The sequence below is a fragment of the Candidatus Flexicrinis affinis genome, from assembly GCA_016716525.1.
GTDB lineage: Bacteria > Chloroflexota > Anaerolineae > Aggregatilineales > Phototrophicaceae > Flexicrinis > Flexicrinis affinis.
Map to the genome: position 1 here is coordinate 1147253 of JADJWE010000001.1, position 14589 is coordinate 1161841.

11 protein-coding genes and 1 riboswitch are annotated in these 14589 nt (G+C 62.3%); of the genes, 4 read left to right on the forward strand and 7 right to left on the reverse strand.

The window, feature by feature from the left end:
• Nucleotides 1–3: 3 nt before the first annotated feature.
• Together gcvH and IPM16_04860 are read right to left on the reverse strand one after the other, a co-directional pair.
• Complete coding sequence (gene gcvH / locus IPM16_04855) at nucleotides 4–390, reverse strand: glycine cleavage system protein GcvH (GenBank protein ID MBK9122438.1); 387 nt, start codon at nucleotides 388–390, stop codon at nucleotides 4–6.
• A gap of 125 nt (nucleotides 391–515) precedes the next feature.
• Nucleotides 516–630, reverse strand: a riboswitch (glycine riboswitch).
• Between the two features lie 65 nt (nucleotides 631–695).
• Nucleotides 696–1109 (reverse strand): hypothetical protein, encoded by a 414-nt coding sequence (locus IPM16_04860; GenBank protein MBK9122439.1) that lies wholly within the window; start codon nucleotides 1107–1109, stop codon nucleotides 696–698.
• A gap of 70 nt (nucleotides 1110–1179) precedes the next feature.
• Here IPM16_04860 and IPM16_04865 point away from each other — a divergent pair, with 70 nt between their 5' ends.
• Entirely contained in the window at nucleotides 1180–1869 is a 690-nt protein-coding gene (locus IPM16_04865; protein MBK9122440.1) for an SCO family protein, read from the forward strand.
• Between the two features lie 163 nt (nucleotides 1870–2032).
• Here IPM16_04865 and IPM16_04870 read toward each other — a convergent pair whose 3' ends face one another.
• The 3 genes from IPM16_04870 to IPM16_04880 all read right to left on the reverse strand — a co-directional run bounded on the left by IPM16_04870 (nucleotide 2033) and on the right by IPM16_04880 (nucleotide 7923).
• Nucleotides 2033–3226, reverse strand: a complete 1194-nt coding sequence (locus IPM16_04870; GenBank protein MBK9122441.1) for an acyl-CoA dehydrogenase family protein — start codon at nucleotides 3224–3226, stop codon at nucleotides 2033–2035.
• Between the two features lie 153 nt (nucleotides 3227–3379).
• Nucleotides 3380–6535, reverse strand: a complete 3156-nt coding sequence (locus IPM16_04875; GenBank protein MBK9122442.1) for a serine hydroxymethyltransferase — start codon at nucleotides 6533–6535, stop codon at nucleotides 3380–3382.
• A 56-nt stretch (nucleotides 6536–6591) separates the two neighbouring features.
• Nucleotides 6592–7923 carry an O-antigen ligase family protein gene (locus IPM16_04880; GenBank protein ID MBK9122443.1) on the reverse strand — a complete coding sequence of 444 codons (1332 nt, stop codon included), beginning with the start codon at nucleotides 7921–7923 and terminating at the stop codon, nucleotides 6592–6594.
• Between the two features lie 121 nt (nucleotides 7924–8044).
• On the opposite strand from IPM16_04880, the gene IPM16_04885 reads away from it, so the two are divergent.
• On the forward strand, nucleotides 8045–9229 hold the full coding sequence (locus IPM16_04885; protein MBK9122444.1) for an esterase family protein: 1185 nt from the start codon (nucleotides 8045–8047) through the stop codon (nucleotides 9227–9229).
• A gap of 8 nt (nucleotides 9230–9237) precedes the next feature.
• Here IPM16_04885 and IPM16_04890 read toward each other — a convergent pair whose 3' ends face one another.
• Complete coding sequence (locus tag IPM16_04890) at nucleotides 9238–11178, reverse strand: PPC domain-containing protein (protein MBK9122445.1); 1941 nt, start codon at nucleotides 11176–11178, stop codon at nucleotides 9238–9240.
• A gap of 111 nt (nucleotides 11179–11289) precedes the next feature.
• Here IPM16_04890 and IPM16_04895 point away from each other — a divergent pair, with 111 nt between their 5' ends.
• Nucleotides 11290–12180 (forward strand): CoA ester lyase, encoded by an 891-nt coding sequence (locus IPM16_04895; protein ID MBK9122446.1) that lies wholly within the window; start codon nucleotides 11290–11292, stop codon nucleotides 12178–12180.
• The gene (locus IPM16_04900) at nucleotides 12173–13978 is read left to right on the forward strand and encodes a glycosyltransferase family 39 protein (GenBank protein MBK9122447.1); all 1806 of its coding nucleotides are present in this window, start codon (nucleotides 12173–12175) and stop codon (nucleotides 13976–13978) included. Before IPM16_04895 ends, IPM16_04900 begins: the two co-directional genes overlap by 8 nt.
• Here the strand turns inward: IPM16_04900 and IPM16_04905 are convergent.
• Nucleotides 13975–14568: a YfcE family phosphodiesterase gene (locus tag IPM16_04905; protein MBK9122448.1), complete on the reverse strand. Its 594-nt coding sequence runs from the start codon at nucleotides 14566–14568 to the stop codon at nucleotides 13975–13977. The genes IPM16_04900 and IPM16_04905 overlap by 4 nt on opposite strands.
• Between the last annotated feature and the right edge of the window lie 21 nt (nucleotides 14569–14589).

Here is a 14589-nt window from a genome sequence, read left to right on the forward strand (position 1 = left end):
GGCCTAGCGATCCTCGCAGTATTTGGCGTACGCAGCGGCATCCATCAACGCGCTGAGGTCAGGCGTGCCATCCACCTTGATCTTGACCAACCACGCCTCGCCATACGGATCGGCGTTGATCGTCTCAGGCGAGTCGACCAGCGCCGCGTTAGTCTCGGTGACCGTCCCGCTGACGAATGAATAAATCTCGCTCGCAGCCTTTACGGACTCCACATTCGCGATTTCAGCACCTGCACTCACCGTATCGCCTTTGCCGACTATATAGTCGACGAACACGATGTCGTTGAGCGCGTCCTGCGCATAGTCGCTAATGCCAATGGTGGCGACATCGCCATCAATTCGAACCCACTCGTCGCTCTTGGCGTACTTCAGGTCTTCGGGAAATTTCAGGTCCGCCATGACTCATCCTTTCGATCCACACACCATCTCACTGGGGAGAATGCTAGAAGCATAACGAAAACAGGGTGCGCCACAAAACCGCTGTGTACGCACCCTGTCGGACAGCCTTCAGAGTGACCCGTGGACGAATCCCGTGAGCCTGAGAGTTTCGCGCGTGGTGACGCGGATCACGCAGCGCGCTTGCCCCTTCGGCGGCCGGGCAATTGCCCGACACTCTCTTCGTCTACGATCGAACTGGGCAGAATTCTACCGACCGGCACGCGAACGCGCAACACCGCGATGCACGCCGCGGCAGGCTACTCGTCGTCGCTGATGACGCCGAACCACGTATACAATACAGTGCGCGACGCCGGCGTGAGCAACAAGTTGAAGCACAGGTGCCCGGTTGCGTCAGCAACGAGCGTCGGCCGCATGAGCAGTGTGCCGTCTCCTTGCAGCCCAAGGGCGATATAAGCCTCGCCGGTCCCGACTTGGCGGGTGGTCTGCAGTCCCTCGACGGCAACAAGCCGGCCGAGGACCCGCCGCAGTTCGTCGATACGCGGGCGGAGCGCCAGTTCGATCGGTCCGTGAGAGATCGCGAGCGAAACGTATGTGCCTTCCTTGCGCATGCTGAGTTGAGGCCGGAAGGGAGCGTCGATGGAAGATGAAAATGTGAGCAGGCCGGATGTCTGGTCGTCCGTGTAGACGTCAAGCGGGTGGAAGTTGCGCATTACAGCCTCGTGTGTGGCCGGGAGGGTCTGTTACAATCTTCACAATTGAGGAAGCGAGGTGAAATTTACCATGTCAAGTGGCCCGACGCAAACGGCCGGCACGGCCCGGGTATCCCCCGTGCTGATCGGTCTTATCGTCATGGCAGTCTTTGCCCTGATCGTCGTTGCTGCGCTCGCGTTCATCTCCGGTCAGCAACCACAGGACGGCGACACCGTTGACACCGGGGCGGCACTCGTCGGCCCTGGGGCATACTCGACCGGCGTCACGGAACTTGAGCCGAAAGCTGTCGATCCATTCACGCTGCAAAGCGCCGGCGGACCAGTCACGCTCGAGACCTTGCGCGGGGGTTATACGCTGATCTATTTCGGCTACACATACTGCCCGGACTTCTGCCCCTCGACCATGACCGACTGGCGTGTGATTCGCCGCGCGTTGGGCGAGGATGCAGATGACGTTACGTTCATGCTGGTCAGTGTAGACCCGGCCCGCGACACGCCGGATGTCCTTCAGTCGTACGTTGCCCACTTTGATCCTGCGATCATCGCTGCAACCGGAGACGACGCGTCACTGACCGAGTTGGTCGAACAATTCGGTGCGTTTTACGACATCGTCGAGGGCGGCGAGGCGCCGTTCTACATCGTCAGCCACACCACGTCGCAGTTCTTGGTCGATCCGAATGGGAATTTCATCGCAGTTTACGCGTTTGGAACGCCGGTTGACGTCATCGTGGCTGATCTACAGTCTAGGCTGCAGCAGTAGCACTCCTAGCTAACGAATAGCGCCCCGGTCGCCCCGGGGCGCTGTGTTTTCTTGGCCACAAGTCGAATCTCGCACGACTTGCTGCCGAGCTGTGTTGCGCTGGGCGAGTGATGAACTGTGGCAGATTCTCATCACTCAAGATTCAGCACTTCCAACTTCTTACCTAAAAGATGGCGTTGTGGCCGGTGAGGTCACGTCCCACGATCAGCAGATTGATCTCGTTGGTGCCCTCGTAGGTGTAGACCACCTCGGCGTCCAACATCAGCCGCGCGATGTGATTCTCGAGCAGAATGCCGTTGCCGCCCAACGTCTCGCGCGCCAATAGCGCGACCTGCCGCGCCTTGCGCGCGTTGTTGTACTTGGCCATTGACGCGATGCCCTCGTTCAACTGGCCGGCGATGAGCAGGTTGCCAATCTGGAAACACAGCGCGCGCGCCAACGTGACTTCGGTTGCCATGTCGACCAATTTCTGCTGGATGAGTTGGAAGGCGGCGATTGGCTTGCCGAACTGCTCGCGGTTCTTGGCATACTCCAGTGCCATCTCGAAAACGCCGGCAGCGACACCGGCCGCTTCCCACGCTACGCCGTACCGCCCGACCGTCAGCACCTTGCCCACGTCCCGGAACGAGCGGACTTTCTCGAGCCGGTTCTCTGCGGGGACCTTTACGTTGTTCAGCGTGATGTCGGCATTCAGCACGGCGCGCTTGCCGATCTTGCCGTGGATGTCGGTGATGATGACGCCGGGGGTGTTGTTCGGGTCTTCGATCACGAATCCGCCGAAGTTTCCCTCGTCATCACGCGCCCACACGATGAGTATGTCCGCGATCGACGCATTGCCGATCCAGCGCTTTGCGCCGTTCAGCACGTAGGTGTCGCCGTCACGGCGCGCCGTGGTCTGCAGGTCGACCGCATTGCTGCCGCGGTCGGGTTCGGTCAGGGCGAATGCGCCGATCTTCTCGAGGCGGGCCATCGGCGGGAGCCAACGCTCGCGCTGTTCGTTGTTGCCCAGCAGGCCGATGCTGCCCATCGCCAGCCCGCTGTGCACGCCGTAGAACGTCCCAATCGACCCATCGCCCTTCGCCAGTTCATAGCCAACAAGACCCACTGCCATCGGGTCGAGGCCCGCGCTGCCGAAGCCCCGAATCAAGCCGCCCATGATCGGCAATTCCTTTAGCGCGCGGGCAATTTCCCACGGGAATTCTGCCTTCTCCCAGTAGGGGTTGATCTTCGGCATCACGACATCGCGGTTGAACCGCCGAATCTGCTGTACAAGCGCCTTGTGCTCGTCAGGCAGAAAACTGTCAAGTTTCAGGTAGTCGAACCCGGCGATTTCTTCCGCTTCCAATACGTTTTCCATAGTGTCCTCGGTGCACTCCCGTCGAAATACTGGTTCCGACGACCAATAATCGAATCGTGATTTGATTATATGCGAGTTGACGCGAATCAACACGGGAGACTCATTGAAGTCTCCCGTGCTACTCAGCTTGCAGGTGGGTAATTGAACGTTGATCTACTTCTTCGTCGTAGCCTTATAGAACCGGCTCAGAACCGCTGCCTTCTCCGGCGCGACAGCCCGCCCGCCGATCGAAAGACCGCTCAGGTTGACTGAGGACAATCGATCCGACCCGCAATAGATCGCGAGTTCGGTGCCTTCCGCCGTGTAGTCCGACTTCACATACGCCAGTCCGGTGTACGTCCCTTGACTGTCGATCGCGCAGCTCGTCACAAGCCCGATCACCTTGCCGCGTGGGTCGACCACAGGATCGCCCTGATGCGCCTGCCGGCTGCCTTTGGCGAGACCGAAGCGGACGACTTCCGCGTCACGAGTCTGCTCGCGTTTGGCAGATGCGGCCTTGCCGACGAAGAACGGCTTCCACACCTTGACGTAGTTGGCAAATCCGGCGTCTCCCGGTGTCAAATTCTGCGGTCCTTCCAACTCGTGCCCGTACAGCGGCAGACCACCTTCCGTACGCAAGCTGTCGCGGCTTGCCAGTCCGCATGGCGTCGCGCCCAACGCGATCAACCGCTCGAACAGCGCGGCAGCCTGATCGGGATGGACGAACAGTTCGTAGGCGACGCGCTCCATCGTGTATCCAGTACGCGAGACGATCAGGTCGAACCCGTCGAGTGTGGCATGGGTCACACCGGCCCACGCCAGCGCCTTGAGGCGGGCTTTCGTGGCATCGTCGGACTGCATCGCCTGCAGGATATTAAGGCTGATGGGGCCTTGCAAAGCGACGTCGACGCGCTGGTCTGCGCCCGAGCTTGGATCGCGCAGGTCGCGCAGTACCGCAACCTGCGGCCCGGGCAAGCGTCGCTGCGGCACTTCCGGGTCGATGACGACATCGCCGCGTTGAGCGGCATTCAGCCATGCCCAGACCTTGTCATTGTTGGACGCGTTCACTACGACCAAATAGTGCTGATCGGCGAGGCGGTAGATCATCAAGTCGTCGAGCGGGATGCCGTGCACGTCGAGGAAGTACGTATAGTGCGACTCGCCGACCGCCAAGCCGGGGACATCGTTGGTCGTCACCGCGTCGAGGAATGCGGCTGCACCCGGGCCGCGCACATCGAACACGCCCATGTGTGTCACGTCGAAGATGCCGGCGCTGCTGCGAACCGCCGCGTGTTCCTCTTTCACCGACGTATACCATACCGGCATATCGTAACCGGCGAAGGGCGTCATCCGCGCGCCGAGCTGCTTGTGCAGCGCGTGCAGCGGCGTCGTGAGCAGTTCTGAGGACTCGGCAGGTGACCACGTGAACACGTTCTGCGGAGCAGCCGCTGAGACCGCGTGCGCACGCTGACCAACATAGAACGGCTTGGCCGCGAAGCCCTCGCCCTCTGAAAGCGGAGCCCGAGCGGTGACCCGGCCGTCGACCGTGACTTCGACCGGCCCGGGCAGCCGTGCCGCTACGTCTTCCGGGTCGATGATTACGAACGCGTCAGAGAGTGACCGGAGCCACGTCACGGCACGCCCGACCTGACCTGAGAGCTCGAGCGCGTACTCGGTTGAGCTCGTTCGGGTCACGTGGCCTTGCGCCAATTCGCGCCCTTGCAGGTCGAAGATGCGCGTTGGCTGTGAAGCGCCGATCTCCAGCGCCACGATATCGCTGGTAAGCGCACCGTTCAGGAAATTCGCTGCATGTTCGCCCTGCACGATGATACGCTGCGGGTCGTCCGAGACGGTGTCCAGATATGCGAAGTGCGGGTAATCGTCGGCGACCGCATCAGTGTCGATGCCGACACTGGCGGCAAGCTCGCGAACGCGGACGCGTGCCGTCTGAAGCACGTCGAAGTCGATGCTGGCGCGGGTGATGTCACGCTTGCGGCCGCTGTAGCTGAACGGCACGCACGCCAGCAGTACATCCGCGATGATGTCGGCCAGCGCCAGCGTTTCGGCGTCGCCGAATCCGCGTTGGGTGATCCACGGGGTACCGAGGCGAATGCCGCTCGGCCTTAGCGCGGACGTGTCGCCGGGAATCGTCTGCCGATTGCAGACGACACCGCACAGGTCAAGGATGCGCGCGGCCATGTCGCCGCTCAGCGGCGTGCCGTCCGGGCCGACTACCGACTTACAGTCGACGTTCAAGAGGTGGGTCGTGGTGCCGCCGAAAGGAATGCGCAATCCGCGCTCGCGAAGCCGGTCGGCGAGTGTCACTGCGTTGCGAACGGTCTGCTGCTGCAAGCTGACGAACTGCTCGGTCCGTGCGAGTTTGAGCGCAACAGCCAGCGCCGCCATCGCGTTGATGTGCGGGCCGCCCTGTTCGCCGGGGAACACGCCGCGGTCGATCTTGGTCGCCAGCGCCTTCTTGTGCGTGATGATGACCGCGCCCCGTGGTCCGCCGAGAGTCTTGTGAGTCGTAAATGACACGACGTCGGCAATCCCGACCGGGTTGGGGTACGCGCCCGCGGCGATGAGCCCCGCGACATGCGCGACATCCGCCAGCAGGAACGCTCCGACCTCGTCGGCGATGGCACGGTACCGTGCCCAATCGGGGACGTGCGGATAGCTTGAATAGCCGCCGATGATCATTTTGGGGCGGTGCTGCAGCGCGAGTGCGCGCATCGCATCGTAGTCGATCTGCTCGGTTTCCGGGTCAATGCCGTAGCTGACGATGTTGTACTGCTTGCCGCTCCGGTTGACCGGGCTGCCGTGGGTCAGGTGGCCGCCTTGGATGAGGTCCATGCCCATGACCGTGTCGCCGACCGTGAGCAGGGCAGAGTACACCGCGTTGTTAGCCGGCGCGCCGCTCAACGGCTGCACGTTGACGAACAGCTTGTCGGGGCCGTAGTGCTCTGTAGCGAAGAGCTCCGCCGCCCGCCGCCGCGCGAGCGACTCGATGATGTCGGCGTACTCCGTGCCTTTGTAGTAGCGTTCGTCCGCGATGCGGCGGTACTCGGTCAAGCGCGCGCCGTAATCGAGAATCTCGTCCTCGGTCAACTGCCGCGATGCGTCGAGCGGATAACCTTCGGCATAGATGTTGTGGAACGCCGAAGACAGCGCTTCCCGCACCGCATGCGGAACCGTGCTCTCAGACGGAATCATGATTAAGTAGCGGGCTTGACGCGCGGTTTCATGTCGGATCAGATCAGAGACGTCCGGATCGATGTCCGCTAACGCACCGCGAAACAGATAATCTCGTACCCCGGATTGAACCGTCATCAGGAGGCTCGCCTTCTCTGCGTTCAGCAACGCCGGGAGTCTATCATACGCTCCGATCACTTTCTATCAGCAAGCGCCGCGCCGATCAGCGCCAGCGAGCCGGCCTGAAATTGCATGAACGTCACCATATAGTAGTCGAACTGGCCGGCCACCAGCAATGCGACGAAGGCGGCAGTCAACGCCGACCGATGTATCGAGTATGGGCGGCGAAAGGCTCCGATCAAGGCGGCGAGCACCGCGGCAAAGACAAGCACGACGCCTACCAGCCCGTATTCGCCAGCAATCGTCAGCACGATGTTATGCGGGTAGTTGCCTTGTACGATCGACCCGCGTTCGTACAGGATATAGGCCGACCGCCAAGGGAGGTTTCCGGCCCCGACGCCGGTTAGCGGACGTTCCGAAATGGCGGTCAGGGCGGCGCTGTTCAGTTCAGTGCGTTCGGCTGCGCTGTACTGCTCGGTCGTCTCAACGCCGACGCCGGCACGCGCAAGAAGGAAGGGCTGATAGACAGCTGCGAAGGCGACGGCCACGACAATCGCCCACGCACCGACGACGGCGGTGCGCGGACGGGACACGCCCGGTGACCGCATCACGAGGATTAGCAGCGCAAGCGCGCCGACAGCGAACCCAAGATACGCCCCGCGCGAAAACGTAAGTAGGAACGACCACAGGACGGCCGCGCCGATGACGAGTGCGACCATCAGCGGCATGCGACGGTGGATCAGCCACGGCACGCTGGCGAGCACGGCCGTGGCAAGGAAGCCGGCCAATACGTTCGGATGCGGCAGCAGGCCGTAGGGGCGCAGCAAGCGGATCCCTTCAGCTTGCACGACGCTGATCCGTGCCTGCTCCAGTTCAATCGGAAACTCGCCGAGCGTGCTCCACAGTCCGCCCGCCGCCCCCTGCAATGCGACTTGCTGCCCGACCAAGGCGGCGTGCCAGAGCGCACCGAAGAGCAGCGCCGACGTAATCATGCGCGGCGGCACGCGGACCGAGGCGACGGCCAGCGCAAACAGAATCGCGACGGCCAACTGCATGCTGGCGCCCAGCGCAAGCTGGGGATCGGCCTCCCTGCGGAATGCCCACGACGTTGACAGATACGACCACACTGCTAGCATAAGCAGCGACGCGGCAAACGCCCATCCCGTTCGGGTACGGATGAGCGTGCGAAACCCGCAGAATCCGCCCAACGCCCACGTCAATACGGCGATACCTGCGGGCAGCGCAAATGCAAATCGCATGAAGTAGTATGGCGTTGGGATGCTGGGGTGGGCCGGAAAGCGATACCACAACGGCCACAGCATCAAGGCGGCGAACGCCGGCGCGAAGACAACCCACCGGCGAAGGCTGGGAGCGACGGGTGCGGTGCTTTCAGCTTGACGAGCCATGCACGTGCTACTCTCGGCTGACATGGGTAAATCCCCGGGCAGATGCTACAATAGGCGTGTTGAATAATCCAATCGAGTGAACCCTATGGCGCCTTCCGCGACTCAAGGAGCACAGCAGCACATGACGAACTGGACGTCGTTCGAATCTTTCCTGAAAGACGCCTTGAATACTCCGATTGAGTCGCGTCAACCGCTGGTCGAGCAGCTTCTGAGGCAGCGGGCGAGCTTCCCGTGGATCGAGCATGACACGGCGACGTTCATTTTTGCGCGGCCGGGGGCAAGCCGTGTCGCCGTCAACCTCGACACCATCCGGCGCGACCCGCCGTTCGTCCCGATGGAGAACCTAGCCGGCACGACGCTTTGGTACGTGTCAGTCAAGTTCAAGCCGGACGATCTGCTCGACTACATGATCGTCATCGACGACCCGATGACGTCGGTCGCGCGCGATTCCAACATCGTCGCGCGTGTCAACAAGTACTGGCACAGCGATCCCTACAACCCGACGATCATCAGCACACGGCAGATGTCCGTGTCTGTGCTGCGTATGCCTGAAGCGCGCCCGTTCCCGGATTGGGAAAAGCTGCACCGGGTGCCGCACGGGCGCGTCGACGAGCATTCCGTGCGCAGCGTGCAGCTCAATTTCGGCGGCCGCAAGTGCTGGGTGTACACGCCGCCGGACTATGACGGCGGGTACGAGCCGCTGCCGCTGATCATCTTGCTCGACGGCGAATGGGCGAGTGGGCCGATGCAGGCGAACTTCATTGCGGATGCGCTCTACAAACACAATGCCGCCGCACCGGCGATCCTCGCGATGATGCAAAGCGGCGATCAGACGACCCGCGACAAGAACTTCCTTGCCAACGATCGGCACTACCAGTTCCTGATCTCGGAGCTGCTGCCGTTCCTGCAGACCGAATATCGTGTCGACCCGGAAAAGATCGGCATCGGCGGTGTTGGGATGGGCGCGATTGCGAGCGCGCACGCTGCGCTCAAGAATCCGGCCGTGTTCAGCCGCTTGATCATGCTGTCGCCGCCGTTGGGCGAAGGCAAGTCTGCGGCCGAGCTGCGCCAGATCGTGCGCCGGTTCGATGGCGCGGAGAATCTGCCGGAGCGAGTCTTCCAGTCGGTTGGCCGTTACGAAGGCGCGGCGCGCTTCGTACAGCCGGGGCGCGAGCTTCGGTCGCTGCTGAACCGGCGTTCGAACGAAACCGCGTACAAGTACGTCGAAATTGGCAGCGGGCACAGCCTTGTGGCTTTCCGGAGCGTGCTGCCGGAAGCACTGGCGTGGGTGCTGCCCGTCGATTAGGCCGCGCGCTAGTCGAAGATTTCGGTGACAGTGAGCCGGTAACTCCCTGCCGACAGATACCCATTGATGCGCACTTGATACAGGCCGTCTTCTGGCAGCTCTGCTTCGAAGTACGCGCTGAGCGTGCCGCCGCTGTCGTCGCCTTCGATCAGAACCCGCCCATCCGGGCCGATTACCGCCGCATACGGGTCGATCGGCGAACCCTCGAGCGGATCGACGGCCACCAAGATCCGCTGTCCGGCGCGCCCTTGCAGCGGGAAAAAGTCGTATTCGTCGATCGATAGAGTCCCGTTAGTCACCAGAATCGGCAGCGTTCCCGGAACCGGCGTTGGCGTGCCACCAAGATCGAGATAGCGGAAGATGATCTGGTACTGGCCGATGGTGTCGGCGCGCTGCGGGCGGACGCGCAAGTAGTACAGCCCGGTTTCCGGTGCGCGCACGCCGGAGATCAACGGGGAACGCGGTCCTGCGCCTTCGGCATCGATGCCGATCAGTTCACCGCGCGCACTCGTCATTTCCAGTATCGGCGCGATGCTGCCGTCCAGCGGTGTGACTCCTGCGGTAATGAGATCGCCCCGGGTTAGGCTGAGATGCCAGATATCGCCGGTCGCCGGCCGCAAGAGGGTCGAGATTTCGCCGCGGTCGGCGCGCAGCGCGCCCTTGAACACGAACTCGCGCACAGCGCCGCTGCCATACGAGAACGTGTAACTGCCTGTCGTTTCGCCTTCGCCGCTGACAATAGCCGTGTACGGGCCGTCGAGGAGCGCAGTAAATGGCGAGATGAGCGCTTCGCGGACGGTGGGAGAAAGGTTTCCCACGACGGCGAACACCGGCGCGCCGTCCGGGTCGATCAGCTCTATGCGCGGGATGAGCGAGGACTCGGCTGCGGCACTGACCGCGATGGATACGATGTCTCCGGCGCGCAGCGCGAAACTGTGGACTTCGATATCGCCCGGCTGTTCGATCTGGCCGACGACGGGCTGTTCTATGCTGACCCGCTCACCAGGCGCGGCCGTCGGATATGTCGGCGTCAGCACCGGCGTCGCGATCGTGGCTGTCGGCGTCAAGTTGTAGGTCGGCGTGATCGCGACTGGGGCGTCATACACCGTCAGGTCGATGGCATACGTGCCGGGCTGGCCGTTCGGAGCAACCTGTATCGAGTATTCACCGTCTGCCGGCAGCCTCAGATTGCGCAGGACCGCGTTGCCATTGTCGCTTTCGGAGTCGGCTGCAATCGCGACCGCGGCCGGATCGAAGATAGTCATCACAGCCTTGAGGTCGCCGTTGATCACGTTGAGGCGCAAGCGCACGTATTGGCCTTCAGTTCCGCTGAAGGTATAGACATGCGCCTCGTCAACCGGCTCGAACTCGGCAGGGCGTGTCGTGCCGTTGGCAAGTTCGCCGACGAACCGGCCGAGACCTGCATAGGCGGGCGTCGGTGTCGCAACACCGACTACGACCGGAGGGAGCGTGAATGTTGGCGCAGGCCGTGGTGGCTCCTCGGCGACGGTCAATCCCAGCTGATAGGACCCTGCGCCCGTGGCTGCGCGTGCCTCAAGCGTGTACGTCCCGTCACCGCCTAACGTGAGTTCGAGGACGTCAAGGCCGGTTGCGATAGGCAGGCCAGTGGGGTTCAGCAAAGTCAACTCGACTGCGGTCGCGGTGCTTACGCTGCGGATACGAATTCGATCGCCGGCCTCGGCAGGGAGTACCCAGCGCTCGACCTCGCCGGTGGTGAGTTCGCTCTCGATGGGTTCCAGCGGCAGCAGAATGCGTGTCTGATCTGTGCTTTCAAGCGCCGGTACGGTCGCCGGTGTCGAGGGCGGTGGGACGGACGACGCTGCAGTCTCGGACGGGAGCTGCATGCGAGTCGGAAGCTGCGCCGTTTCCTCCAGCGTTTCGCACCCCGCGACGACCAGCACGATCACCCCGATCACCAACCACCGCATCAATGCACCTCACCGCTCATTTGCCGAAGCCACCAAACGATAGCACACGGTTCGGCGCTTGACGATGATGGTGTTCGGCGTCACACTCAGGGCATTTGGTGAGGGGAAACGATGACTTCTCAACGCGTTCGGCGGGCGATGCTGTTCATGCCGGGGGACGATCGGCGCAAAATCGAAAAAGGCGCATCTGCCGGTGCCGACTCAATCATCATGGATCTCGAAGATGCCGTCACGCCTGCCAACAAACCGACGGCCCGCGCGACTGTCGCATCGGCGTTGAGCGAGGTTGATTTCGGCGGCATCGAACGTACTGTGCGCCTCAATCCGGTTTCGGCTGGTGAACTGTGTGAACTTGACTTAGAGGGCACAATCGACGGGCGGCCCGATGCGTATGTCCTGCCTAAGGTCGAATCTGCAGCCGGCATTTCGCAAGTCGACTCGTGGCTTGCGGCAGCAGAGCAGCACCGGGGCTGGCCTTCGGGCGCGATACGTTTGATCGCGATCGTCGAAACGGCAATGGGCGTCGTACGCCTCGCAGAGATTGCCGCTGCGTCGCGCCGGCTGGATGCGCTGGCGTTCGGCGCAGAAGATCTTGCGGGTGACATGGGAGCCGTTCGCACGCAAGGCGGGCATGAGTCGCAGTATGCGCGCAGTGCGGTCGTACTGCACGCCAAGGCGTTCGGCCTGCAAGCACTCGATACGCCGTTCATTGACTACAAGGCGGACGAAACGCTGCTCGTCGCCGATGCGCAGGTCGCGATGGAGATGGGATACACCGGCAAGTTCGTGATCCATCCGCGGCAGGTGAACCCGATCCAACAGGTCTTCACGCCGACAGCAGAACAGATCGACCGTGCGCGCAGGCTGGTGGCTGAGTTCAACGCCCATGAGGCGGCAGGCGAGGGTGTGTTCGCGTTTGAAGGCAAGATGATCGACATGCCGATGATCCGCGCGGCGCGATCGGTGCTTGAGCGGGCGCGCGCCGCAGGAATCCGTGTCTAGAATCTCAGGCCGCACGTGGCTCGTGATCGTGGCGCTGCTGCTGGCGGCCGCGACTGTACGCATTCATAATATCGACGCGCAGAACATCTGGGCGGACGAGGGGTTCACCTACTTCGCCACACAGGCGCCCGACTTGGTGGGGCTGCTGCGCTCCGACGTTCACCCGCCGCTGTACTTCGGCGCGATGCGCTTATGGACGGGCTTTGCTGGAACCTCCGAGATGGCGCTGCGATTGCCGTCAGCGCTGGCAGCTTTGGTGTCGGTCGCACTGGTATTTCGGCTTGCGCTCGATCTAGTCGAGACGCGCGGCAGGCGTGCGGGACCGGTGTTCGCCGCGCTGGCAGCGTTGGTGATGGTACTGTCCGATCTCGAGGTTGATCTCAGTCAAGAAGCGCGGATGTATACCGTGCAGTCGGCCCTGTCGGTCGCGGCAGTGATCGCCTACGTTCGCTGGCTCAAACACGGCCGGCGGAGCATGTTGATCGTGCTTCTATTGAGCAGTGCGGCGCTGGTGTATGTTAATTACCTCGGCGCGTGGGTTCCGATCACGATTGGACTGCACGCCGTTCTCACCATGCGCCCGCGCCGAGCGTTCCCGGTGGTCGCCGCGCTGGCCGCTGCTGCTGCCGCCGTAGTCCCGTGGCTGTTCACCGTTGGCGTGCAGCAGATCGGAAACGGCGCAGGGGCGGATCGTGCCGACCCCGCCACGTGGGACACTCTGCTGCGCTATCGCGATATCTGGTTCGGGCAGATGTGGCCGCTGACATTGGGTCTGCTCGGGGTCGGCGCAGCCACGTTGTTCAGGCTCTTAGCACGGACACAGGATCGGCGCATCGGCGTACTGCTGGTTCTGTGGATCGCGCTGCCGTTGGCGTTGACGTGGATCGCGACCAATTTCGTGCCGGTACTCGCGGCACACCGCATTTCCCACGTCACGCCAGCCATCGCGCTGTTGATTGCGCTGGGCCTAATGCAGTTTCCAGTTGGAGCGCGAACGTTCATGGTCGCTGCGATTGTTGTGTCCGGCGCTACGTCAGTCGACTTCTACCGCGTCAAGGGGCCGTGGGAGCAGTACGTCGGCACGGTTGCGTCGTTCGTGCGTACCGACGAACTGGTGCTCATGGAGATCGGCGGCGGGGATTCGATGCTGGAGTATTACTTCGATCGCGTGCTGCCCGACGGTACCGATCTGCGGTCGCTGAAACGATGGCGCGAGGGCCAGCCGACGACCTTCGCCGAGGAACTGCCGCAGGTTATTGAATCGTACGACACCGTGTGGCTGCTGCACTGGAGTTCCGAGACACACGTCTTCGATGTCTTGCGTGAGGCCGGATTCGTACAGACGATGCAGCGGACCACGCAGCACATCCAGGACAGTAGGCTGGACAGCTATCGGTTCGATCGCGTGCAGGAAAGCGACGTTGGCCGCATCGGCCCGCTGGTGCTGAGGCGCGCAAGGCTTCTGCAGAATCGCGGGCGTATCGACTTATGGTGGTCGGTCCAATCGCCCGTGACGGAAATGCTGGTTACAAGCGCGTTCCTGCTCGACGCGGACGGCACGCTGGTCGCGCAGATGGACAGCCCGCCGATGATGGGCGAGCGACCCGCATCAAGCATGCTTCCGGGCGACGTGGTATACGACCCCAAGGTACTGACCACACCTGATGGTGCGCCTCTGCCAAGCGGGACGTATCGCGCTGGCGTTGTGGTCTACCGGTTTGTCGACGGCGGGACGGAAAGACTCTTGCGCCCTGAAGGGGGCGACACCCTCGATCTTGGGGAATTCACGATCGACTAGCGGTACAACTCCGCGCTCATCGGCTCGTTGATGGGCCGCGTCAGATCGAACACTTCGAACTCCAGCGAAGGGAGCGACAGAACTGCGTAGCTGTGCGATGTCGAGCGTGCGCTCTTGAATGTGTAGAGCGAGCCCGGGTTTACCGCACAGCCGCGGCTCACACGAGCATACAGCGGCACGTGCGTATGGCCGGTCACCAGCACGTCCACCTTCAGCGACGCCAGCATCATATCCAGCAGCGTATTGGAGATGTGGTCGCGGTACAGACCCCACAAATTGTTACCCGGCTTACCGTGACACAAGTACACCAACGTCGAACCGAATCTGCCACGCCAATCGATCGGCAGAGACTGGATGAACTCTGCATTCTCGGGGCTCAGGCTGGCATCCCACTCGTCATGGTTGCCTCGAACGGAAATAATACCCATCTCGCGGACTCTCGTGACCACGGCGTTCCATTCGGGGCCGCGACCAATAAGGTCACCCGCACACAGGATGTGCTGTACGTGATGGTACTTGGTCAGTCGTTCTAAGGCGGTGTCTAAGGCGCGTAGGTCTCCATGGATGTCCGAAATGATTCCGAGTTCCATCCGTTAACCCTGTCTTTCGCA